This is a genomic window from Streptomyces sp. NPDC051214, from assembly GCF_040682375.1.
In the GTDB taxonomy this organism is placed as follows: Bacteria; Actinomycetota; Actinomycetes; order Streptomycetales; family Streptomycetaceae; genus Streptomyces.
Map to the genome: position 1 here is coordinate 130,716 of NZ_JBFBAT010000016.1, position 21,999 is coordinate 152,714.

At 70.5% G+C, this 21,999-nt stretch carries 24 protein-coding genes; 10 read left to right on the forward strand and 14 right to left on the reverse strand.

Features of this window, described 5'->3' with window-relative positions; translation table 11 throughout:
* The first annotated feature begins 55 nt into the window (after positions 1 to 55).
* On the forward strand, positions 56 to 943 hold the full coding sequence (locus AB0M70_RS34715) for a PRC and DUF2382 domain-containing protein (RefSeq protein WP_365826490.1): 888 nt from the start codon (positions 56 to 58) through the stop codon (positions 941 to 943).
* A gap of 62 nt (positions 944 to 1,005) precedes the next feature.
* Entirely contained in the window at positions 1,006 to 1,263 is a 258-nt protein-coding gene (locus tag AB0M70_RS34720) for a VOC family protein (RefSeq protein ID WP_365826492.1), read from the forward strand.
* On the opposite strand, the gene AB0M70_RS34725 is transcribed toward AB0M70_RS34720, so the two are convergent.
* Both AB0M70_RS34725 and AB0M70_RS34730 read right to left on the reverse strand, forming a co-directional pair.
* A complete protein-coding gene (locus AB0M70_RS34725; protein WP_365826656.1) occupies positions 1,146 to 1,535 on the reverse strand; it encodes a hypothetical protein in 390 nt (129 codons plus the stop codon). The two genes, AB0M70_RS34720 and AB0M70_RS34725, sit on opposite strands and share 118 nt — an antisense overlap.
* Positions 1,536 to 1,672: 137 nt before the next feature.
* Positions 1,673 to 2,089 (reverse strand): hypothetical protein, encoded by a 417-nt coding sequence (locus tag AB0M70_RS34730; protein WP_365826494.1) that lies wholly within the window; start codon positions 2,087 to 2,089, stop codon positions 1,673 to 1,675.
* 298 nt (positions 2,090 to 2,387) lie between these two features.
* Between AB0M70_RS34730 and AB0M70_RS34735 the strand changes: the two genes are divergently transcribed.
* Positions 2,388 to 3,965, forward strand: a complete 1,578-nt coding sequence (locus tag AB0M70_RS34735) for a carbohydrate-binding protein (RefSeq protein ID WP_365826496.1) — start codon at positions 2,388 to 2,390, stop codon at positions 3,963 to 3,965.
* Between the two features lie 62 nt (positions 3,966 to 4,027).
* Here AB0M70_RS34735 and AB0M70_RS34740 read toward each other — a convergent pair whose 3' ends face one another.
* The 5 genes from AB0M70_RS34740 to AB0M70_RS34760 form a co-directional block, all read right to left on the reverse strand.
* Positions 4,028 to 5,227 (reverse strand): sialidase family protein, encoded by a 1,200-nt coding sequence (locus AB0M70_RS34740; protein WP_365826498.1) that lies wholly within the window; start codon positions 5,225 to 5,227, stop codon positions 4,028 to 4,030.
* Positions 5,228 to 5,274: 47 nt separating this feature from the next.
* Complete coding sequence (locus AB0M70_RS34745; protein ID WP_365826500.1) at positions 5,275 to 6,795, reverse strand: alpha-N-arabinofuranosidase; 1,521 nt, start codon at positions 6,793 to 6,795, stop codon at positions 5,275 to 5,277.
* Between the two features lie 53 nt (positions 6,796 to 6,848).
* A complete protein-coding gene (locus tag AB0M70_RS34750; protein WP_365826502.1) occupies positions 6,849 to 7,736 on the reverse strand; it encodes a carbohydrate ABC transporter permease in 888 nt (295 codons plus the stop codon).
* Between the two features lie 2 nt (positions 7,737 to 7,738).
* Complete coding sequence (locus AB0M70_RS34755; RefSeq protein WP_365826504.1) at positions 7,739 to 8,647, reverse strand: sugar ABC transporter permease; 909 nt, start codon at positions 8,645 to 8,647, stop codon at positions 7,739 to 7,741.
* An 83-nt stretch (positions 8,648 to 8,730) separates the two neighbouring features.
* The gene (locus tag AB0M70_RS34760; RefSeq protein ID WP_365826506.1) at positions 8,731 to 10,098 is read right to left on the reverse strand and encodes an extracellular solute-binding protein; all 1,368 of its coding nucleotides are present in this window, start codon (positions 10,096 to 10,098) and stop codon (positions 8,731 to 8,733) included.
* Positions 10,099 to 10,372: 274 nt separating this feature from the next.
* Between AB0M70_RS34760 and AB0M70_RS34765 the strand changes: the two genes are divergently transcribed.
* Together AB0M70_RS34765 and AB0M70_RS34770 are read left to right on the forward strand one after the other, a co-directional pair.
* On the forward strand, positions 10,373 to 11,425 hold the full coding sequence (locus tag AB0M70_RS34765) for a LacI family DNA-binding transcriptional regulator (protein WP_365826508.1): 1,053 nt from the start codon (positions 10,373 to 10,375) through the stop codon (positions 11,423 to 11,425).
* A gap of 126 nt (positions 11,426 to 11,551) precedes the next feature.
* The gene (locus AB0M70_RS34770; protein WP_365826510.1) at positions 11,552 to 12,331 is read left to right on the forward strand and encodes an NAD(P)H-dependent oxidoreductase; all 780 of its coding nucleotides are present in this window, start codon (positions 11,552 to 11,554) and stop codon (positions 12,329 to 12,331) included.
* A 10-nt stretch (positions 12,332 to 12,341) separates the two neighbouring features.
* On the opposite strand, the gene AB0M70_RS34775 is transcribed toward AB0M70_RS34770, so the two are convergent.
* A complete protein-coding gene (locus tag AB0M70_RS34775; protein ID WP_365826512.1) occupies positions 12,342 to 14,324 on the reverse strand; it encodes a PE-PGRS family protein in 1,983 nt (660 codons plus the stop codon).
* 31 nt (positions 14,325 to 14,355) lie between these two features.
* Here AB0M70_RS34775 and AB0M70_RS34780 point away from each other — a divergent pair, with 31 nt between their 5' ends.
* Positions 14,356 to 14,943, forward strand: coding sequence for a GNAT family N-acetyltransferase (locus tag AB0M70_RS34780; protein WP_365826514.1), 588 nt, complete (start codon positions 14,356 to 14,358; stop codon positions 14,941 to 14,943).
* Here the strand turns inward: AB0M70_RS34780 and AB0M70_RS34785 are convergent.
* Both AB0M70_RS34785 and AB0M70_RS34790 read right to left on the reverse strand, forming a co-directional pair.
* Positions 14,874 to 15,476, reverse strand: coding sequence for a hypothetical protein (locus AB0M70_RS34785; RefSeq protein ID WP_365826516.1), 603 nt, complete (start codon positions 15,474 to 15,476; stop codon positions 14,874 to 14,876). The two genes, AB0M70_RS34780 and AB0M70_RS34785, sit on opposite strands and share 70 nt — an antisense overlap.
* Entirely contained in the window at positions 15,473 to 16,108 is a 636-nt protein-coding gene (locus AB0M70_RS34790; protein ID WP_365826518.1) for a TetR family transcriptional regulator C-terminal domain-containing protein, read from the reverse strand. The genes AB0M70_RS34785 and AB0M70_RS34790 overlap by 4 nt, the downstream gene beginning before the upstream one ends.
* Before the next feature lie 96 nt (positions 16,109 to 16,204).
* Here AB0M70_RS34790 and AB0M70_RS34795 point away from each other — a divergent pair, with 96 nt between their 5' ends.
* Positions 16,205 to 16,795, forward strand: coding sequence for a GNAT family protein (locus AB0M70_RS34795; RefSeq protein WP_365826520.1), 591 nt, complete (start codon positions 16,205 to 16,207; stop codon positions 16,793 to 16,795).
* A gap of 10 nt (positions 16,796 to 16,805) precedes the next feature.
* On the opposite strand, the gene AB0M70_RS34800 is transcribed toward AB0M70_RS34795, so the two are convergent.
* Entirely contained in the window at positions 16,806 to 17,426 is a 621-nt protein-coding gene (locus tag AB0M70_RS34800; protein WP_365826522.1) for a LysE family transporter, read from the reverse strand.
* A gap of 111 nt (positions 17,427 to 17,537) precedes the next feature.
* Between AB0M70_RS34800 and AB0M70_RS34805 the strand changes: the two genes are divergently transcribed.
* A complete protein-coding gene (locus AB0M70_RS34805) occupies positions 17,538 to 17,990 on the forward strand; it encodes an Lrp/AsnC family transcriptional regulator (protein WP_365826524.1) in 453 nt (150 codons plus the stop codon).
* On the opposite strand, the gene AB0M70_RS34810 is transcribed toward AB0M70_RS34805, so the two are convergent.
* From AB0M70_RS34810 to AB0M70_RS34820, 3 genes are all read right to left on the reverse strand, one after another.
* Positions 17,950 to 18,816 (reverse strand): helix-turn-helix domain-containing protein, encoded by an 867-nt coding sequence (locus AB0M70_RS34810; RefSeq protein ID WP_365826526.1) that lies wholly within the window; start codon positions 18,814 to 18,816, stop codon positions 17,950 to 17,952. The two genes, AB0M70_RS34805 and AB0M70_RS34810, sit on opposite strands and share 41 nt — an antisense overlap.
* A 58-nt stretch (positions 18,817 to 18,874) precedes the next feature.
* Positions 18,875 to 20,020 (reverse strand): galactonate dehydratase, encoded by a 1,146-nt coding sequence (dgoD, locus tag AB0M70_RS34815; RefSeq protein ID WP_365826528.1) that lies wholly within the window; start codon positions 20,018 to 20,020, stop codon positions 18,875 to 18,877.
* Between the two features lie 100 nt (positions 20,021 to 20,120).
* Positions 20,121 to 20,957, reverse strand: coding sequence for an SDR family NAD(P)-dependent oxidoreductase (locus tag AB0M70_RS34820; protein WP_365826530.1), 837 nt, complete (start codon positions 20,955 to 20,957; stop codon positions 20,121 to 20,123).
* A gap of 156 nt (positions 20,958 to 21,113) precedes the next feature.
* Between AB0M70_RS34820 and AB0M70_RS34825 the strand changes: the two genes are divergently transcribed.
* Both AB0M70_RS34825 and AB0M70_RS34830 read left to right on the forward strand, forming a co-directional pair.
* Positions 21,114 to 21,479, forward strand: coding sequence for a hypothetical protein (locus AB0M70_RS34825; RefSeq protein ID WP_365826532.1), 366 nt, complete (start codon positions 21,114 to 21,116; stop codon positions 21,477 to 21,479).
* A gap of 43 nt (positions 21,480 to 21,522) precedes the next feature.
* On the forward strand, positions 21,523 to 21,957 hold the full coding sequence (locus AB0M70_RS34830; protein ID WP_365826534.1) for an SMI1/KNR4 family protein: 435 nt from the start codon (positions 21,523 to 21,525) through the stop codon (positions 21,955 to 21,957).
* Positions 21,958 to 21,999 lie beyond the last annotated feature (42 nt).

Here is a 21,999-nt window from a genome sequence, read left to right on the forward strand (position 1 = left end):
CGTCCGTGGCGAGATTCGATTCTGCCCGTCGCGCGCTGCGAGGGAGTGATCACCCATGACTCAGGGCGAGGCCTTCACCAGCGCCGACGGGCTCGCGGGCCTTACGGCCTACGACCGTACCGGCGAGAAGATCGGCAGCGTCGAGCAGGTGTATCTCGACGACCGAACTGGGCGTCCCGAGTGGGTGACCGTCAAGACCGGTCTCTTCGGCATGAAGCAGAGCTTCGTGCCGCTCGCCGGAGCCCGCCGCCAGCAGGACGAGCTGCACGTGACGGCCACCAAGGAGTCCGTCAAGGACGCTCCGCGCGTGGACGCCGACCAGCACCTCGAGCCGGGCGAGGAGCAGGAGCTCTACACCCACTACGGGCTCACCCGGCCCACCGGAACGCCCCGCTCCGCCCCGGCGGCCGGTGGCCGTGCCGGTGCCGCGGGCATGGCCGGAGCCGGCGCGGGTGCCGGCATGGGCGCCGGCGAGGGACGCAACGCGGGCGCACGTGAGTTCGCCACACGCTCCGGCATGGGCGACGACAGCAAGCACGACGAGATGATCCGCTCGGAGGAGCGGCTTCGCGTCGGGACGGAAGAGCAGGAGGTCGGGCACGCCCGACTGCGCAAGGTGGTCGTCAGCGAAGACGTGAAGACCTCCGTCCCCATCTCCCACGAGGAGGTGCGCGTCGTACGCGAGCCCATCCGCGAGGGTGACCGCACGCGGGCCAACATCGGTGAAGAGCAGACCGAGGTGACCCTGCACGCCGAGAAGGCGGTGGTCAGCAAGGAGTCCGTGCCGGTCGAGCGGGTCCGCCTGGAGACCGAGAAGGTCACCGAGACCCAGGAGGTCTCCGACACGGTCCGCAAGGAGCAGATCGAGTTCGACGACGCCAAGGGCGAGCGCGGCGCGAAGGGCGAGAACTGGCGTGACCGGAAGCAGGGTCCGCGCCACTGACACCCCTCAGGGCGCCCCGTTCGCGGGCAACTGACGGTGGAGGGAGGGAGCACTCACCCCGAGTGCTCCCTCCCTCCACATCTGCTTGCGTACCCGACCAGGACGAAGCCCTTGAGTTCTACGTCGGCAAGCTCGGCCTCGAGGTCAGCACCGACGTCGTGGGCCAGATCAGGTCGGAAGGCCCTGACCGCGCCCGGCGCTCTCAACCGCGGTCGGCGTCCTCGCACGCGGGGCAGGCTGGCTTGCCGTCGATCAGTACCCCGTTCTCCGACGCCGCTTCGCAGATGCCGGGGCGGTCGGGGTGGTTGGCCTGGCAGTGACAGGTGCACGTGTCGGTGACGGCGGCCAGGGAGGAGTCACGTTGGGGGGCCAGGCCCATGCGGATGTCGTGGCAGTTGCGGCACATCGGTACGTGCCGGGGTTCGCCGGTGGGCGAGTTGAGAACGCCGGTGAAGCCTGGCTCGGCCTGACCCCCGCATGTCCCGGGGAACTCGGGGTGCGCGTCGCACGGACAGTGGCAGGCGCCGGGCCGGGGGTCTCGGGCGGAGGCGGGGAACTGCTCTGCGTTCGTGGCGGGTGCGGGCTTGGTCATACGTCCATTGTCCGGCCAAGCCGCGACCGATCATCAGGCGAACGTGTGGTGATCCCCCGAAGGGGCTGGCGGTGCGCAATCCCGGCCGGCCCCGTGCGGTGCCCCCGTTCGTTCGGCCGACGAGGGCACCGCACCGGTCAGGCGCCGGTTCCGGACAGGGTGGTGACGCCCGTCCGGCACGCCGCCGCCGCGGTCGTGATGACCTCCTCGTACAACTCGTCGTCGAGCAGGACGGTGAGCCCGCAGGCGATGCCCCACGCGACGTGCGCGGCGTCCTCGCCGAGGGTCTGTTCCCGCTCGTGGAGCTCCCGACCGAGGTAGTGGCTGTGGAGGTCCTTCGGGCCCTGGCCTTCCGCGCGCCGTCGCACGGCTTCGACGGCGCTGTCCGTGAACGTCTCGTAGTCCGCGTCGCCGAGCAGCCTGCGTAGTTGCTCGAGCTGGGCGTGCGCGGCACGCAGCCGCAGCGGCCAGTCCCGGCTGATGCCGAACCGCTCTTCCATGGCCTGCGTCAGATCGATGCGCCGGAACATCTCGTCGAGTGGGTCGTAGGTCATGATCTCTCGGTAGCGGTTGCCGGGTCCCGCGCAGCGAAGGCTCGCGGCGGGCTCCCCCGTGTGGCTGCACATCGACCGGCGGGGAGCCGCGCGCCCGCGGCGCGATCTCCACTTGTTCTCGTCCATGACTAAGAATCATGTACATGACCATTGACGCGTTCGCGGCACGGCAATAGCTTCCACGAAAGCGCTTTCCCCCAGCAGATGCAAGGGCCGGTCGTCCGGCTGATTCATCATGCCGAACCGCCGCATCCTCACTTGATCCGGTCAGACGAGCCAATCAACCTGGAGACCCTCGATGCGAACAAGACCCCTCACCGCGTGCGTCGGCTTACTCGCCGGCACGCTCGTGGCTCTGTCCGGCCACACCGCACAGGCCGCGCCCGTCCTCTACGAGGCCGAGGACTCCCCCGCGGTCTGCACCGGCAGCGTCGACTCCGACTGGTCCGGCTACTCCGGCAGCGGCTTCTGCAACGCCACCAACGCGACAGGCGCCTACGTGCAGTTCACCGTGAACGCACCCGCCGCCGGCACCGCGACACTCAAGGTCCGCTTCGCCAACGGAACAACCGCGGCACGGCCCGCGGACATCACGGTGAACGGATCGGCCGCCGCCTCGGCGTCGTTCGAGAGCACCGGCACGTGGGGGACGTGGGCGACGAAGGCGTTCACCGTGCCGGTGAAGGCCGGCGCCAACACCGTCCGGCTCAACCCCACCTCCTCCGCGGGGCTGCCCAACATCGACCACCTCGACGCCGACGCGGGCGACGACACCACGCCCCCGCCCTCGGCCTCCGCGCTGTACGTGGCGCCGAACGGAACCGACGGCGCGAGCGGCACGCAGGCCGATCCCACCACGCTCACCTCCGCCATCGGCCGCATCACCCCCGGCGGGACCATCTACCTGCGCGGCGGGACCTACAGACACTCGCAGACGGTCACCATCCCGCAGGGCAACAACGGCACCGCGAGCGACCGCACCGAGCTGTCCGCCTACCCGGGTGAGACACCGGTCCTGAACTTCTCGGCCCAGAGCGAGGACCCGGCGAACCGCGGCCTCGCGGTCAACGGGTCGTACTGGCACGTCAAGGGCATCGTCGTCGAGCGGGCCGGTGACAACGGCATCTTCGTCGGCGGCAGCAACAACATCTTCGAGCGCACGGTGACCCGCTACAACCGTGACACCGGGCTGCAGCTCTCCCGCATGCTCTCCAGCACCCCCAGCAGCCAGTGGCCGTCCAACAACCTCGTTCTGAGCGCGGAGTCACACGACAACGCCGACTCCGACGGGGAGGACGCCGACGGCTTCGCCGCGAAGCTCACGTCGGGACCCGGGAACGTCTTCCGCTACGCCGTGGCCCACAACAACATCGACGACGGCTGGGACCTCTACACCAAGTCGGACACCGGACCCATCGGCGCGGTGACCATCGAGGACTCGCTGGCCCACAACAACGGCACCCTGAGCGACGGCTCCCAGGCCGGAAACGGCGACCGCAACGGCTACAAGCTCGGCGGCGAGGACATCAAGGTCAACCACGTCATCCGGCGCAACATCGCCTACGACAACGGCAAGCACGGGTTCACGTACAACAGGAACCTCGGGTCGATGGCGGTGTCGGACAACGTCAGCATCGACAACGACGAACGCAACTACTCGTTCGACGGGGGCACTTCGGTGTTCCGGAACAACACGTCCTGCCGCAGTAGCAGCGGGACGAACGACAAGATCGTCGGCAACACCGACAGCTCGAACCAGTTCTGGTCCGGCTCGAACGGGTCGCGCTGCTCCGCGTACGCCGGGGCGCTCAAGTGGTCCTACGCGGCGGACGGGCGCCTCGTCGTGACCTTCGGCGGCAACGCCATCACCCCGTAACGACGGACGGGTGCCCCGCGTGTGCGACGTGGTCATCGCGCACCCGCGGGGCACCTGCGTGCTCAGGCGCCCGGTACCGCACCGGTGGCGAAGTACGGCTTGCAGACCGAGCCGGACCAGTCCGTCGCGATTTCCAGGAGCCTGTTGCCGTCGGCCGACGGCAGCAGGCTCGAGCTGTAGTTGGGGCAGTAGTCGACGGTCGTCGACTCGACGGCCACCGGCGCCGGGATCTCCCGCCACCTCCCCGCACCGCCCGCGCTGTTGACCCAGACGGTGCGTCCGCTTGCGGCCGCCTTGCTGCCGTCGCGGTTGTACATGACCTGGCCGACGAGGAAGAGCCTGCCCTTGGGGTTGCCCGCCTCCGGCGCCCACGCCAGGTTCGGCGCGTGCTTGAAGTACTTGCCGTCGGCGGTCTCCGGGCGGATGCCCAGGTAGGTGGGAGAGCCCCAGTTCCAGCCGTCGGACGAGGTCCGGTAGTGCACGACGCACTGGAACTGGCCCGCGGCCGCGCAGATCTCGAACGACATGAAGTAGGTCCCGTCGCCCATCTTGCGCACCACGGCCATGCCGGGCCGGTCTGAGGCGAGCGTGCTGGCGACGGTGTCGTGGTGGCCCGACCAGGTCAAGCCGTTCGCGGTGCGGGCGGCCACCAGTTTCTGACTGTGTCCGGCGTCGGTCTCGTCGGAGTAGTGCGCCACGAGCTGACCTGAGGCATCGACGGAGAACTCCGGCTCCCACAGGCCCTTGTCGTTCGACGCCGTGGCGATCGTGGAGAGGTGGCTCCAACTGCGGCCCACGTCCGTGCTCTTGAAGACCCGCAGGGCCATCCGCCGGTTCGGCTCGTCCTGCCCGACCGACGCCGCCCACAGCAGGGTCCCCGCGGGCAGTTTGCCGATGCGCCGCGGGAGTTCGTACAGCGTCGAGCAGCACAGCCCCTGTCCGCCCGCGGCCTCGGGGTCGCGCACCGTGCCGACCTCACGGAACGAAGCGCCCCCGTCCGTGCTCTCGTGGATGGCGCCGAGTCCGTTGTTCGCGTCGAACGTGACCACGGAGGCCAGGATGCGGCCGTTGGCGTCGCCGCTGTGGGCGAGCCTTACGGCGCGTGGGTACAGACCGGTGCCCTCGCGCAGCAAGGTGCCGGTCGCGGCGTCGGCCGGCGTCCCGGACTGCGTGACGAACAGGGCCGCCACGAGGGCGAGCAGCAGGGGGATGAGGGCGGTGGGACGGAGGAGACGTGGTCGTGCGGGGTGGTGCGCTGACATGGGCCTCTCCTGACTCTGCGGGGTGGGGAGCGAACGGCGTGCTGTCGTCAGTGCTGTCGGGGGGCGAGCCGGATGACGTTCCAGGAGACCGGCGGCAGCTCGGCCGTCAGAGCGCCCTCGGCGGTGATGTGTGTTCCGGACGCGGGGCGCGGCACCACGCGGTCCGGCTCCGCCTCGGTGTTGACGGCGTCCGGGTCCTGGTCGGCAAGGACCAGGTGCTCCACGACGCGGTATCCGGCGGCTTCCCCGCGCAGCGCGGCCTCCAGGAGCAGCGGCTGTTCCTGGTCGCGGTTGACGGCCAGGACGGTGAGCGCGCCGGTCTCCTCGTCGTGCGTCACCACGGTGTCGAGGGCGGACACGTCCCCGTACTGGGGTGTGTCGATGCGCGGACCGGTGGCGTCGGTGCGCAGGACGCGGCCGGTCGCGAAGCGGGCCGCCTGGGCGAAGGGGTGGAAGATGGTCTGGCGCCAGCTGGCGCCGCCGGGCTCGGTGCGGATGGGCGCGATGACGTTGACCAGCTGGGCCAGGCAGGCGATGGCCACCCGGTCGGCGTTGCGCAGCAGCGTGATGAGCAGCGAGCCGACCACGGCGGCGTCCGTCACGCTGTACGTGTCCTCGATGAGGCGGGGCGTCTCGTCGGTCTCCAGGTTGCGCTCACCGACGAAGCGGGCGGCGTACCAGACGTTCCACTCGTCGAAGGAGAGCTTGATGTGCTTCTTGGCGCCCCGCACCGCCCGCACGTGGTCGGCGGTCGACACCACGTCGCGGATGTACTGGTCCATGTGCGCGCCCGAGGCGAGGAAGCTGGCGCGGTCGCCGTCGAACTCCTCGTAGTAGGCGTGCAGGGAGAGGTAGTCGACCTCGTCGTAGGTCTGCTCCAGGACCTCGCGCTCCCAGGTGCCGAAGGTCGGCATCCGCGAGTTGGAGCTGCCGCACGCGACGAGCTCGATGGACGGGTCGACCTGGCGCATCGCCTTGCCGGCTTCGGCCGCGAGCCGACCGTACTCGGTGGCCGACTTGTGGCCCGTCTGCCAGGGTCCGTCCATCTCGTTGCCCAGGCACCACAGCTTCACGCCGTGCGGGTCGCTCACGCCGTGCTTGATGCGCAGGTCCGACCAGGCGGTGCCGCCCGGGTGGTTGCAGTACTCGACCAGGGCGCGGGCGGCGTCGATGCCGCGCGTCCCGAGGTTCACCGCCATCATCGGGTCGAGGCCCAACTGGCGTGCCCAGCCGAGGAATTCGTTGGTCCCGACGCGGTTGGTCTCGATGGAGCGCCAGGCCAGGTCCAGGCGGCGCGGACGGTCGGCGACCGGACCGACGCCGTCCTCCCAGTGGTAGCCGGAGACGAAGTTGCCGCCGGGGTAGCGCACCAGGCCGGTGCCCAGTTCGCGGACCAGCTCGGCGACGTCGCCGCGGAATCCGTCGGCGTCGGCGGTGGGGTGCTCGGGGTCGTGGATGCCGGTGTAGACGCAGCGTCCCATGTGCTCGACGAAGGTTCCGTACAGGCGCGGGTCGACGTCTCCGACGCTGAACTCCGGGTCGATGACGAACCGTGCGGTGTGCGGCATGTTCGGGTGCCTCTCTGTGGTGCGGTCTGCTGACTTGGCGGTTGGGAGTGGGGCTATTTGAGGCCGGTGCCTGCGATGCCCTCGACGATGCGGCGCTGGAACAGCGCGAAGACGGCGAGCAGGGGGATCGCGCCGAGCACGGCGGACGCCATGAGCTGGGCGTAGGGCACGCCGAACACGTCCTGGACGGAGGTGAGTCCGACGGGCAGCGTCATCATCTCGGGGTCGGTCACCACGAGCAGGGGCCACAGGAAGTTGTTCCAGACGCCGACGAACACGAAGATCGTGACGGCGGAGACGGCCGGGCGGGAGATCGGCATCACGATCTGCCAGTAGGTGCGCAGCCACCCGGCGCCGTCCGCACGCGCCGCGTCGATCAGCTCCCTCGGAATCCCGTCGAAGAACTGCTTGAAGACGAACACGGCCACCACGTTGGGGACTTGGGGCAGCACGACGCCCCAGTAGGTGTTCAGCAGGCCCGCCGACTGGAGCGCGAGGAACTGCGGGATCATCAGGACCTGGTTCGGAATCATGATCCCGGCGAGCAGCATCACGAACGCGACGCGTCGCAGCCGGAACCGGGTCTGCGACAGCGCGAACGCCGCGAGCGACGCCATGATCACCGTGAGGACCGTGGTGAGGGTCGAGGTGATGAAGCTGTTGGCGTACCAGTAGGGCAGCTTGCCCGCGTCGAAGATCTCTCCGTACGCGTCCAGGGTCGGATGCGCGGTGAACCATCCGGTGGGGTTGGTGACGACCTCCTGTGCGGGGCGCACCGAGGTGGCCAACGCCCACGCGAGCGGCACCAGCCACAGCAGCGCGAGGGCGACGAGCGTGCCGAGCGCCACCCGGTTGAACAGGCGCTCCGAGTCGCGGCGCCGGCCCTGCGGGGCGGTGGTGTCGCGGTGTTCGGTCTCCGGGCGTGTGGCGATCGCGGTCATGGTCAGCTCTCCTTCTCGGCGCGGCGTACGAGGGCGAACCAGACGAGGGAGACGAACAGGATCACCAGGAACAGCAGCAGCGACACGGTCGAGGCGTAACCCACGCGGCCCTCGACGAAGCCGGTGTCGTAGATGAGCTGCAGCGAGGGGCGGGTGCTGCCGTCGGGGCCGCCGCTGGTCATCATGTAGATCTGGTCGAAGACCTTCAGCGAGGCGATGACCTGCAACACCGTCACCAGCGTCGTCGTACGGCCCAGCATCGGCACGACCACGTGCCGGATGCGCTGCCAGGGCCCGGCCCCGTCGATGGCGGCCGCCTCGTGCACCTCGCGCGGCACGTCCTGCAGTCCGGCCAGGTAGAGCACGAAGTTGAAGCCGATCGTCCACCACACCGTGGCCGCCGCGATGGAGATCATCGCCCAGTCCGGGTCGCCGAGCCAGGACGGCGGGGTGTCGACGCCGAACCACGTCACCACCTCCTGGGCCAGGCCCAGTTGGTCGGCGTAGATGAACATGAAGAGCAGCGAGACGACCGCGGACGGCAGGACGAACGGCGCGAAGAACGCGAACCGGAAGAACCAGCGGCCGCGCACGAACCGGTCGGCGAGCAGGGCGAGCGCCAGGCTGAGCAGGACCAGGGGCACGGTCGTCAGGACCGTGAACCACAGGGTGTTGCGCAGGGTCCGCCAGAACTCCGCGTCGCCGAGCACCGCCGTGTAGTTCGACAGGCCGGCGAAGTCACCGAGTCCGCTCTTGAGCAGGCTCGTCTCGAAGAACCCGGCGACCACGGTGTAGATGAGCGGCCCCACCAGGAACACCAGATAGAAGAGGGCGAAGGGCAGCAGCATCCCCGGTCCTGCCCAGCGGTCGCCTCTGCTGGACGTCGGGGTGGGAGCGGTCGTCGTGGCCACGGTTCGGCCTTTCGGTCAAGGCGTACGGGATCCAGGGGCAGGTGGAGCGGGCGGAGCCGAGCGGCGGGCAGGGGCGGGGCGGGTCACACCGGAGCGGGGCGCGAGGCCAGGGTCCGCAGGTCGCGGCGCAGCCGCGCGGCGCCCGCGGTGGGGCTGGTGTCTCCGGTGAAGACGGAGGTCACGGCGTCGCCCACCACGTTCTGCAGGGTGCTTCCCGCGCCGCCGTACCAGGCGGCCGGGTCATAGACCGCGCCGTCGGCGGCCGTGGCGTAGTGCGATTGCGGGACCAGTTCCTTGTACGCGCGTGAACGCTGGGTCGGCAGCCAGGCCGGGACATGGCCGCCCTCCGACCACAGCTTGCTGGAGTGCAGCATCGACGCGACGAACCCGAGCGAGAGGTCGAGACGCCGGGCGCTCTCGGTGGGAGCCTTCGGCAGCACCAGGGCGTGTGAGTCGGCGGCGCAGGCGTAGGGCGCGTCCTTGAAGACGCGCGGCAGCGGCCGCATGTCGAACTTCACCTTCGCCGACTGGACCGCCAGGACCTGCCAGACACCGTCCATCAGGAAGCCGGCCTTGCCGGTGGTCAGCAGCGTGATGGCGCCCTTCCCGTCGGTGTTCGCCGGGATCACCTTCTCCGCGCTGAGCCGGCGGATGTAGGCGAGCGCCTCGGCCGCGGCGGCGGTGTCGATGACCACCCGCTTGCCCTGGTCGGCGACGAGATCCCCGCCGCCGATCTGCCGGTAGAACGACCAGAAGAGACGGAACTGCATCGAGGCCTCCTTCACCGAGGCGACCGAACCGCCCCAGGCGCCGGTGACCTCCTTCGCCGCACGCAGCGCGTCGATGAACGCGTCGGGCCCGTCCACGTCCACCAACTGGCCCTGCCCGTCGAGCAGTCCGGCCTTCTCGGCGATGTCCGTGCGGAAGAAGAGCACGAAGGGGTGCGTGTCCAGCGGCACGGCGTGCGGCGCGCCGCCGAACTGGGACTTCCGCCACGGCCGTGCGTCGAACTTGTCCTCGGTCAGTCCGTGCCGGGCCAGGTCCTCGGTGCGCAACTCGCTGAGCAGGCCCGCCTCGGCGAGCGTGGGCAGCTTCGACAGATGGATGACCGCGACCTGCGGCGGCCGGTCGCCGAGCGTGGCCAGGGTGAGCTTCGTGTAGTACGGGTTGCCCCACAGGAAGGTCGCCGATTTCAGCTCGGTCGAGCGGTGCGCGGCCCGGTAGACGTCCTGCATCGCCAGCATCCGCTCGCCGTCGCCGCCGGTGAACGGATTCCAGAAGTTCAGCCGCGACGGCGAGGGCGCACCGCCGGTGAACCCCTGCGCGAGGGTGCTGCCGCAGCCGCCGACGGTGAGTGCGGCGGCGCCGGTCGCACCGAGCGCGAGCCCTCCGCGCAGCAGACGGCGGCGGGAGGGGGCGGGCGGCGACGGGGTCGGTATGCGGTCCCGCATGGGCATGCGTCCTTCCACGGCGAACAAGGCGAACACGACTGGTACAAGTCCAACGTTGGAATCCACACCGGCAACAACCACGCTTCGTGGCTGCCCGCTGCGTTTACAACGTTGTACTCAGCTGGCAATACGGCGTCAACACCTAGGCACGCATTACCTGTTCACACAGTCGATCTCGTACGCCGCCGACGTCCATCGACACCCCGGGGTTACAACGTTGGACCATGACGTACGCTGCTGCTGTCGGGGGAGGTCAGGGGGAGGGAGAAACACGGTGGCAGGCACTCGCCTGAAGGACGTCGCGGAGCGCGCCGGGGTATCGATCAAGACGGTGTCCAACGTCGTCCGGGGCGAGACCAGAGTCGCCGACCGGACACGCGAGCGCGTCCTGCGCGCCATCGCCGACCTCGACTACCAACCCAATGCCTCCGCACGCCACTTGCGCACGGGACGCAGCGGCATCATCGCCCTCGCCGTGCCCGAACTCGTCGCCCCGTACTTCGCCGAACTGGCCGCTCAGGTCATCGCCGCCGCGAAGAAACGCGGCTGCACGGTCCTCATCGAGGACACCGGCGGCAGCGCGGACGAGGAGCTGCGGATCGCCTCCGGGCTCAGCGATCCGCTCATCGACGGCGTCCTGCTCAGCCCGCTCCGCCTCGACGAACAGGTCCTGGCCGCCCGCGAACGCCGCGTGCCCCTCGTCCTCCTGGGCGAGCAGTCGTACGAGATCCCCGCCGACCACGTCCTGATCGACAACTCGGCTGCGGCACGCGAGGCCACCGACCACCTCCTGTCCCTCGGCCGGCGCCGCGTCGCCGTCATCGGCCAGCCCTCGGGCCCCTCCCACGCGACGACGGTCCAGCGCATGCACGGCTATCTGACCGCGCTGCACGCGGCAGGCGTTCCACATGACCCGCAACTCGCCCCGGACACACGGTCGTTCACCCGCGCCGCGGGAGCCGACGCGATGCGTGCGCTGCTCACCCTGGACGACCCGCCGGACGCCGTCTTCTGCTTCAACGACCTGCTGGCCTCCGGCGCACTGCGGGTGGCGCACGAGCACGGGCTGCGGGTCCCGCACGACCTGGCCGTCGCCGGCTTCGACGACGTGGAGGAATCCCGCTACAGCGTGCCCAGCCTCACCACCGTCGCCCCCGACAAACGAGGCATCGCGGAACTGGCCGTGGACGCGCTGCTCCGCAGGATCGACGCGGGCGCGATGGCCCCGCACACGCGGCTCACCGCGGGATACGAACTGGTGGTGCGGGAGAGCACGCGGGCACGGGAGAGCACGCGTTCACTGGAGAGCACGCGCACGACCGACTGAATCCGCCGACCAGGACTACCGCAGGACGTCCGCAGGACTGCCGCCGCACACCGGTGGCCAGATCCTTGCACCTCCTGGCCATCTGGCCACTCGTCCCCCGTCCGAACGCGGCGGAGGATCGATGGCATGAAGATTCTTTGGGTATTCGCACACCCCGAACCGCAGTCCCTCAACGGCTCCCTGCGCGCCGACGGGATCCAGGAACTGCGCGATCTCGGGCACGAGGTCCGCGAGTCCGATCTCTACGCGATGGACTGGAAACCCGTGGTGGACTCAGCCGACTTCCACCGCGAGACGGTCGGCCGACTGCTGGTTGGAGCCGCACAGGAACATGCCTACGGCGCCGCCAAGCTGACGGACGACATCGCCGCCGAGCAGGAGAAGATCGCCTGGGCCGACGCATTGGTGTTCCAGTTCCCGCTGTGGTGGTTCGGGCCGCCCGCCATCCTCAAGGGCTGGTTCGACCGGGTGCTCGTGCAGGGCTTCGCCTTCGGCCTCCAGGACCAAGAGGGGCGGACCCTGCGCTACGGCGACGGTGGACTCGCCGGCAAGCGCGCCATGGTCATCACCACCGTCGGCGCGAGGGAGTCGGGCTTCGGGCCGCGCGGCATCCACGGACAACTGGACGAGGTGCTGTTCCCCGTACTCCACGGCACCTTCTGGTACACGGGGATGGACGCGCTCCCGCCGTACGTCGTCTACGGAGCCGACCGCCTGGACGAGGCCGGCTACGGCGACCGCGCGGCCGAACTCCGCGAGCGCCTGCGCACACTGCCGGTCACCGAGCCGCTCCCCTACCGCCACGAGCACCGCGGCGACTACGACGACGCACTCGTCCTGCACCCCGATATCGAACCCGGCCTCACCGGAATCGCGGCCCACCGCACACGAACCCAGGAACGCTGACCCCGCCGTCTCATACCCGGATGCGTTCGATCATCTGCCGCATGACGTCAACGGGAAGGGCCGGATGCAGGGCAGCGTCCTGTGCGGTGTCCGTGTCACCGAGGAGCCGAACAAGCACCTGCGCGGGCAGCCCTGGGTGCCGGACGGCAGCGTGCCGTACGGAAGCCTCCGGGTCGTCGAGCAGCCGTATCGCCGACGCCGCCGTCAGCCGGGGGTCGGTGGCCGCTCGGCGGCGCACTTCCTCGCTGGGGTCGCGGGTGAACCGCTCCACCAGCTCAGGCGTCGACTCCGGGTCGTCCAGAGCGAGCTGACGCATGCGGGGGTTCGTGTCATCGGCGTGGCGCAGCAGGTCGCTGCGGGGGAAGTGCGGGTGCCCGCGCGGGCGGTCGGGAGCGCTCAGGCTGCCGGTCCACCACTGCCAGACGCCCAGGAGCATGTCGGCGGGCGCGTCGTCACAGGATTCGGCGAGGAAGAGGTGCACGACACGGTCTTCGTCCTCGGCCAGGGACTCCACGACGTCCGGCGGGAGATGGCGGGCGCGAGCGACACTCCTGCGCACGAGGGGATGGGTGGAGGCCGCGAGGCGGCGCATGGCGGCGGGGTCGTGATGGAGCGCCTTGACCCAGCCGAGCTCGTGGTGGTGGGTGCCCGGGTCGAAGGTGATGGGGATGGCGGCCCGTTGTTCCTCGGTGAGGTCGGCACGCGTGGCCACCACACCGCGCACACCAGCGTCGGGATCCTGGGCGAGAAGAGCGACAAGGTCAGGGTCCAGGCGCGGATTGCATGCGAGGGAGACCCGCTGGTCCGCGTCCCCGTGGTGGAGCAGGTGTGCGGCGAGGTCACGCTCCAGCAAGCAGCTCTCCACCGCGCGGGCCGGGAGTCCCTCTGCTTCGAAGACCGCCCTGGACAGGGGGTGATCCTGGTGGTGGCACAGCAACGCCGTGGCACGGACCTCGCTGTCGGGGTCGCTCAGGAGGTTGCGCCGGGCCGACGCGTCGAGGTGGGGCCACGCCTGACGGCAGGCGGCGGCGCGTACGGCCGGCTCGGGATCGGCGGCCAAGGCGGCTAGGTTGCGTGCGGGAAGCCCGGCGAGACGAGCGGCCTCCTCGCGCACATGGGCGGAGGGATCAGCGGCTAGCGCCTGGTACGCGGCGTCGCCGAGCTCATCGCCCCGATCCGCCGCGATCATGGTGAGAATCCACCGGCGCCGGGAGTTCTCCTCGCCCAGGATCAGGCGGGAGCGTTGATCGGCCGTGAGCCCCGGATGCACCTCGGCCATCCCTTCCCGTACCTTCGGGTCCGGATGGACGAGGGCCGCCTCCACCACCGGGGTCGGCAGCCGACGCCACAGCAGGCGATGCGAGAGTCCGAGCAGGTCACCCAGCAGATCGTCGGGGGTGGCCGCGTTGCGGGCAAGGCCGTGCGCCCACTCCTGCCGCACCTCCGCCGAAAGCTCCGGCGCTCGGAACAGCGAGGCCCAGGCCGCCGCCCGTTCGTGGGGCGTCTCCCGCGCCTGCGCCTCGGCAGCCGCCTCCTGCTGCTCTCGTACGCCGCTCATGGCGATGAACCGGAGACCGGATGTCCCGGGTATCGCCCCGAGCAGGGCGTCGCCGTCCAAGGAGAGCGCGACGAACTCCGGACTCCTCTCCGCCGGACGCACCGCAATCGAGGCGAGGCTCCAGTGCGCGCCGAGCCGTACCCGCGTCCAGCGCCGGGGCGCGCAGCACATGCGCTCCGACGCGACCGCGATCAGGAAGACACCGTACTCGTCCACGATCCCCAGGTCGACGGCGAGCCGATGCCACTGCGCGTCGACCTCGACGCCCACATCAGGGCCATCTCCCCGTACGGCAACAACGTCCCGGGGCTCGCCCGAACCGACCCACCGCCACGCGGACTTAGGTGGCAGCACGTTGATGCCGCTCCCGTCCCCCACGACATCCCACCCGACGTGGCGCAACCACTCCGCGCGTTCGTCTCCCCCACACGTCATGGGCATCATCCTGCCGCACCCACTACGTTCGATGACCGTGCAGCTCTTCGGCCCCGATGTCCTCGCCCTCGCCGACCCCCTCACCGACGCCTACGTCGAGGTCTTCACCGCCCCGCCCTGGGACCACAGGGACCCCGCCGCCACCGGCAAGGCGTTTCGCGAGCGTCTGGAGACCGACACGCGGCGCCCGGGGTTCCGCGCCGCCCTCTCCCTGTCGCCCGACGGCGAGGTCGACGGCTTCGTCACCGGCTGGACCACGCAGGCTCCCTTCCCCGCCGACCGCGCCTACGGCAAGGTGACGCGACTGCTCGGCTCCGCTCGCGTGGACGAGCTGTTGGTGGGGGCTTTCGAGATCGACGAGCTGGGGGTACGAGCGGCTGCCCGCGGCAGGGGTCTGGGGCGGCAGCTGCTGTCCGCCCTCACCACCTCCGCCGCCGTTCCCGGCGGGCGGGCCTGGCTGCTGACGTGGGATCAGGCCCACGAGACGCTCGCGTTCTACCGCCGCCTCGGCTGGCGCGAGCCGAAGCCCCTGCCGAAGCCCCTGCCGGGTCACGACACCGACGTCATCGTGTTCCTGTCGTCGTCGGGACCCGCGGCCAGCACGGCGAGCAGGGCGTAGGCACAGCGCGTCAGCAGGGCCGGGTCGGCCGGGGTCACGTCCCGGAACTCCAGATACGCCGTGCCGAAGGGGTTGCGGTAGAGAGGCTCACCGCTCGGGGAGCTGCCGACGAAGTCCCGCGCGGGGTCGAAGGCGACTGCGGCGGTGAAGTACAGCTCGTCGCCGTCGTACCCGACGGTCATCTGCGCTTCCGCGTAGCCGTCGTCGTAGAGAGTGAAGTCCGGTTCGCCCGAACCCCGTTCGAGGACGTCCAGGATTCCCTCGGCCAGCGCGCGCACATCGGCGGGACGCGCGATGCCCAGCAGGTGGGGGCCCAACTCGACGAGCCAGGTGCCCTGTTGTGTGTCCTGCTGTGTGCCCGGCTGTGTTTCCTGCTGCGTGTCCTGCTGTGTTTCCTGCTGCGTGTCCGGCTGGGGATGGTGCCGCACCGCGAAGCGGACCGGCTCGCCTCTCAGGTCCGCGAGTCCGGGGAATTCCGCGACGACCACGCTCGCCTCCCGCACCGCCTCTTCGGTCCAGCCCTCGGGGGTCACCCGGACACCTCCCTCGCCCCCTGGGCGCCGCCCCCGACCCCCGCCAAGTACGCGTCCACCATGGCGATCTGCCGCTCCGCGGGAAACTCCCGGGGAGCGAACAGTGCCTGGACCACCAGGCCGAGCACGAAGCTCTGGGCCGCGGCAGCGGTGTCCTCGGGCCGTGCGCCGGGCGGCAGTTCGCCCGACTCCTGGGCTTGCGCGATGTGCCCGGCCATCCGTTCGCGCGCACGGCGGTAGCGCTCGGCGTGCTCCTGGGCCAGCTCCGGGTCGGCGAGCGCGACGTCCCAGGAGGCCACCCAGATGCGGTTGCTCGCAGCGCTCTCGGCGTCCAGCGGGAGGATGTCGAGCAGCGTCGCCCGCAGCATCACCAGGCCGGATGCCTGCCCGGCCCGCTCCGCCGCGGGGCGCGGCCGGTCGGCCGAGTGCCGGTCGAGCACCTCGAGGGCATGTCTCAGCAGCGCGCGCTTGCTGGGGAAGTAGTGCGTGAGCAGGCCCGTCGTGGCCCCCATCTCCGCGGCGACGGCACGCAGGGTGAGCCCGCCGAAGCCATGGGCGGCCAGCACCCGCCAGACCGCCTGGGAAACCTCGGTCCTGCGGGCGTCATGATCTGTACGGGCCGGCGGCGTCATAGCCGCTAGAGTACATACCCAACGTTCGTTACGTACCTGGTCGCGCCCGGCCCGACGCCCGCGCGCGGCCGCCCGGACAACCGCATAGGACCAGCCATGTACGCCATATCGCTGACCGAGAACGCCGAGCTCCGCATGCTGGAGCCCTGGCAGGACGCCGAGTTCCTGGCCCACATCGACCGGGCCCGCGCCAACACCGACCCGTGGATCCCCTGGGCCTCGCGCTCCACCGACCTGGAATCCGCCCGCGCCACCCTGCAGAGGTACGCGGACAAGCAGGCCGCCGACGCCGGACGGCTCTACGGGATCTGGCGGGACGGCGTCCTGATCGGCGGCGTGATGTTCGTGCAGTTCGACGCCGAGGCAGGCACCTGCGAGATCGGCGTGTGGGCGGAGCCCGCGGGTGAGGGCCACGGCCTGATCAGCGCCTCGGTCCGGCACTTGATCTCGTACGCGTTCGGCGAGCGCGGCATGCACCGCATCGAGTGGTGGAACAGCGCCGGCAACACGCGCAGCCGGGCGGTCGCCCAGCGCATGGGCATGCACCTGGACGGCACGTTGCGCGAGCAGTCGCTGTACAGGGGCGTCCGCCACGACATGGAGATCTGGTCCCTGCTGGCGCACGAGTGGCGAGGCAAAGAGGGCGAGGTCGACGAGGGCGTGGCCACCCGACAGGGCGCGGCCTGACGCGCGCACCTCAGGCCGCGAGGCGTTCCACGATCAGGAGCACGCCGATCACGATCATGGCGGCGCCCGAGACACGGGTGACGGCACGCGCGGCCGCGGGGCGCGCCCGCAGGATGGTGCGGGCCAGTACGCCCACGCTCAGATAGATCGCGGCGCAACTGAGCGTGTGGACCAGGCCGAGCGTGCCGATCTGTGCCGCCAGTGGCCAGCTGCCGTGCGGGGCGGTGAACTGCGGGAGCAGGGCCAGGAAGAGCAGCAGCGCCTTGGGGTTGAGGCCGCTGATCCCCACCCCCCTGAGGATGCGGGCCCCGACCGCCGCTCCGTCCCCCTCCTCCGACGCGGTCCCGGCGACGGCGGGCCGGGCCAGCGTGGTGGCACCGAGCCACACCAGATAGAGGGCACCGAGCAGGGTCAGGGCGGTGAGGACGGACGGTGTACTCGCCACCACCGCCGCCACCCCGGCGGCGACGACGGCGGTCAGTGCGAGGTAGCCGAGCAGGAGGCCGCCGACGGCCGGCACGACGGACCGATCGCGTAGCCCGGCGTTGATCGCGTAGGCCCAGTCCGCCCCCGGCACGAGGATGAGCAGGACTGAGACCGCCCAGAAGGCGGTGATGGAGCTGACGGCCACGACGTACTTCTCCCTCTCAAACAGGTTGCGAGGAGGAGATTAGTTCCGAAGAGCCCAAAGGTGTTTCCAAGTATTGCCAGCTCAGCCACTTGCAGTGGCAGAATCTTCCCCATGGATGATGTGGACAGGAAGATTCTTGCGGAGCTCCAGGACGACGGCCGTCTGACGGTCACGGAACTGGCGGCCCGCGTGCGGCTGAGCCTCTCCCCCTGCCACCGCCGACTGCGCGAGCTCGAACGCAGCGGTGCCATCCGCGGATACCGCGCGATCCTGGACGCGGGCGCCGTCGGCCTGAGCTTCGAGGCGCTGGTCTTCGTCACCATGCGCCAGGAGGACCGCGACACCGTCTCCGCCTTCGAGCACGCCCTCACCGAGATCCCCGAGATCCTGCAGGCCGAGCGCCTTTTCGGGGATCCCGACTATCTCGTACGCATCGTCAGCAGGGATCTGCCCGCGTTCCAGCGGCTCTACGACGACAAGCTGGCCACCTTGCCGGGCGTACAGCGTCTGAGCTCCACGCTCGTCATGAAGCACGTGGTGAACGAGCGCGCGCTGCCCCTGTGAGCGTCGGCAACGGTTCCGCGGTGGGGGTCACGCCTGGTCCCAGCGCCCCCGGTGTGCAGCCGGCGAAGGCCAGGACATCGCGGTGCAGGTGGGACTGGTCGGCGTAGCCGCACGTCACGGCGACCTCGACCGCGTCACGGCCCGCCGCGAGGCCACGGACGGCACGGTCGAAACGTACGAGCATCGCGGCGCGCTTGGGCGTCAGACCGACCTGGGCGGTGAACCTCGACCACAGGCGCTTGCGGCTCCACCCGCACGCGGCCGCCAGGTCGGCAACCCGCACCTGGCCACGGCGGGAGACGATGCGCTCCCAGCTGGCGACGACCTCCGGATCCATCAACCGGGCGGACGCCTGGCGGCGTGCCAGGAACGCGTGCATCAGGGCGAAGCGGTCGTCCCACGCGACGGCACACGTCAACTGCTCACGCAGGCGCGGCTCATGGCGCCCCCACAGCTCCTCGAGACCGAAGACCCTGCCGTCCAGTTCGGCGGGCGGGACGCCGAGCAGCGAGTAGGCGCTCACCGGAGACATGTGCACCTCCACGCAGTCCACGCGATCGGCGCGGACGCGGGTCTCCCCCGGCGCGAGACCGGCGGCGAGACTCCTCAAGTCCCGGCTGCCGCCCATGTTCTCGACGGCCAGGACACCGTCCCCGAGTTCGACGACCACCGTCACGATGGGCTGCGGGATGACTCGCATGTCCAGTCCACCCGCCGAACGGTCACGGAAACCGGCGAGCAGCACGCCGTCGAGCGGCGCCGCGTGACGCGGGAAGGCGACTTCCCACCCGCGCAGGCGGTCATGCTCGTGCAGAACCGAGTCCACGTCGTCCAAAGTACCGGCTCTCGGCTCACCCGCCGTGGCGCTCATGGAGCCCGCTCGCTCACCACTCGGCGAACGAGCCGTCCTCGTGCCGCCACACGGGGTTGTGCCAGTCGGCCTCGCTGTCGTCGGCTGCACGCACCGCCGCCTCGTCGATCTCGATGCCGAGCCCTGGCCCGGTCGGGCGCCGGATGTGCCCCTCATGGAAGCGGAACACCTCCGTATCGGCGAGATAGGAGAGGACATCGGCACCCTTGTTGTAGTGGATGCCGATCGACTGCTCCTGGATGAGGAAGTTGGGGACGCTGACCGCGATCTGGAGACTGGCGGCCAGCGCCACGGGGCCCAGCGGACAGTGCGGGGCGATGAGGGTGTCGAAGGTCTCGGCGAGGGAGGCGATGCGGCGGACCTCGGAGATGCCGCCCGCGTGGGACAGGTCCGGCTGCAGGACCGCGACGCCCGCCTGGAGGGCGGGCAGCACGTCCTGCCGCGAGTACAGGCGCTCGCCGGTGGCGATCGGCACGGGTGAGGAGTTGACCAGGGCGGGCAGCAGGTGCCCGTACTCGGGCAGGAGCGGTTCCTCGACGAACATCGGCGCGAGCGGGGCCAGGTGCGGCAGCAGCTGACGGGCGTTCGCGGCGTGGAAGCGTCCGTGGAAGTCCAGCGCGAAGTCCCTGCGCGGGCCGAGGACTTCGCGGGCCGCCGCGGCACGGCTGACGATCTCGTCGATGTCGGCGACGGTGGCAAGACGGTTCATGCGCCCGCTCGCGTTCATCTTCACCGCGGTGAAGCCCGCCTCGACCTGCGCCGTCACCTGCTCGGTGATGTGGGCGGGGCTGTCGCCGCCCACCCAGCTGTAGGCCCGTACCCGCTCGCGGACCGGGCCGCCCAGGAGGACGTGCGCGGGTACGCCGAGCCGCTTGCCCGCGATGTCCCACAGCGCCTGGTCGAGCCCGGCCACCGCGCTGGAGAGAACCGGGCCGCCGCGGTAGAACGACCCCTTCGTCATCACCTGCCAGTGGTCCTCGATGCCCGAAGCGTCCTTGCCGATGAGCAGTTCGGCCAGCTCGCCGACGGCCGTACGGACGGTGGCCGCGCGCCCTTCGACCACCGGCTCGCCCCACCCGACCACTCCCTCGTCCGTCTCCACGCGACAGAGCAGCCAGCGCGGCGGCACTGCGAACGTCTCGACACGGGTGATCTTCATCGGATGAACCTCCTTGTGTCCTTTTGCCCTTGTGGCCTTGTGCCCTTGTGCGGCACGGCAGATGACGGCCAGAGAGGGGGTGGCACGGGCGTTGGCCGGCTCAGGCGGACGTCTTGTACACGCTCCAGCCGCCGTCCACCACGAGGCTGGCCCCGGTGACGAAGGACGCCTCGTCGCTCAGCAGGAACGCGGCGCTCGCCGCGACCTCGTCCGGGCGGCCGAGGCGGCCCGCCGGGGTCTGCTCGATGCTGCGCGCCCGGTCGTCCGCGCCGATCGAGTCCCAGGCGCGGGTCAGGATGGGGCCCGGCAGAAGGGCGTTGACCCGTACGACGGGCGCGTACTCCACCGCCAGCTGGCGCGCGAGTCCGGTCAGGCCCGCCTTCGCCGCCGCGTAGGCGGGGCGGCCGGGCAGGCCCATGACGGCGTGCACGGACGAGACGAGGACGATCGCGCCGTGCGTGGCACGCAGGTCGTCCAGACAGGCCCGTACGCCGAAGAACGCGCCGGTCAGCATGACCGACAACTGCAGGTCCCAGTCCGCCGGTTCGATCGCGTCGGCAGCGCCCCCGCGCACGGCGTAGGCATTGCTGAGCAGTCCGGAGACCGGGCCGAAGCGGGCGCGGGCGACCGCCACCGCCCTCCCCCAGGACTCCTCGTCGGCCACATCGCACGCCTCGAACACCGCACGTCCACCGCTCTCGCGGATGGCCCGTGCGGTGCGTTCCCCTTCCTCGACATCCACATCGGCGATGACCACCCCAGCCCCTTCGGCCGCGAGCCGCCGGGCTGTCGCCGCACCGATGCCGTGAGCTCCTCCGCTGACGACGACGCAACGGTCGACGAAGCGCCGACCGGGACTCGGCGCCGCGCTGTCCGACTTCGACGGCTCCCGTGCCTCCGGCTCCGGCTCCGGCGAACCCAGCGACTCAGCACCCACAGGCAACTCAACTCCCGCCCCTCGCACGGCAGACACGCCACAACCACATCAGGCACCTCCCCGCCGACGCCCCCTCCCTAACCCCTCCCAGCGCAGGCCCGGCCGCGGAACGAAAGCCGGTGGACGAGGCCCTGCCACGTGCTGGACGATCACCGGGTGAAGCGACTCATCGACCTCGACCAGGCAGCCGCCCAGATCAGTTGCCGCCGCCGGCGGTGGACCGCCGCGGGCCTCACGGTCAGACCGATCACCTGGCGCGAGGGGGCAGCGGCTTGGCCGCAACGGCTGGAGACGAGCCGCTCAGAGGTACGGGACCCGGACTCCGTCGGCATCCACGTCACCGGCCCCGCGGATGCCGAACTGCTCGTGGTGCTGTACCGGGGCGGCTGGGCTGACGTGGACTTCGTCGCGGCCCTCGACACGAACGAGGAGTTGGTGTGCGAGGGCCCCGAAGTCCTTGCGCCGCAGGTGTTCGGACAGCTCCTCGACGGCTATGTGCTGCGGGCGTTCGGTGTTCAGTGAGGCTCGACTTCCTGGCTGCCCCGGCGCTGTCTAGGCTGCCGGTATGTGGAGAGAACTCGCGGAGCTGGCCTTTCCGGAAGCCGGGTTCAGCGCGCCGGTCGACGCAGCGGGCGTGGCCGCTGCGGAACAGCGGCTGGGGAGCTCACTGCCTGCGGGCCTCGCGGACCTGCTGCGGGAGACCGACGGCATCGTGGGGCACTACGGCACGGACACGGTCTGGCCTCTGGAGCGGATCGTCGAGGACAATCTGCGCTTCTGGTCGGACAGTTCTTTCGCCGACCTCTACATGCCCTTCGACGCGCTCCTCTTCTTCGGCGACAACGGCGGAGGCGATCAATTCGCGTGCGTCCGCAGGCCCGCGCGCGCGGACATCTTCGTATGGCAGCACGAGGACGACAGCCGCCGCTGGGTCGCCCGGGATCTGGCGGACTACCTGAAGCGGTCGCTCACGGACGTCGAGGACGACTGGTACGAGTAGGAGCGCGAGGAGCGCGAGGAGCGCGCACAGGGCCGGGCGAGG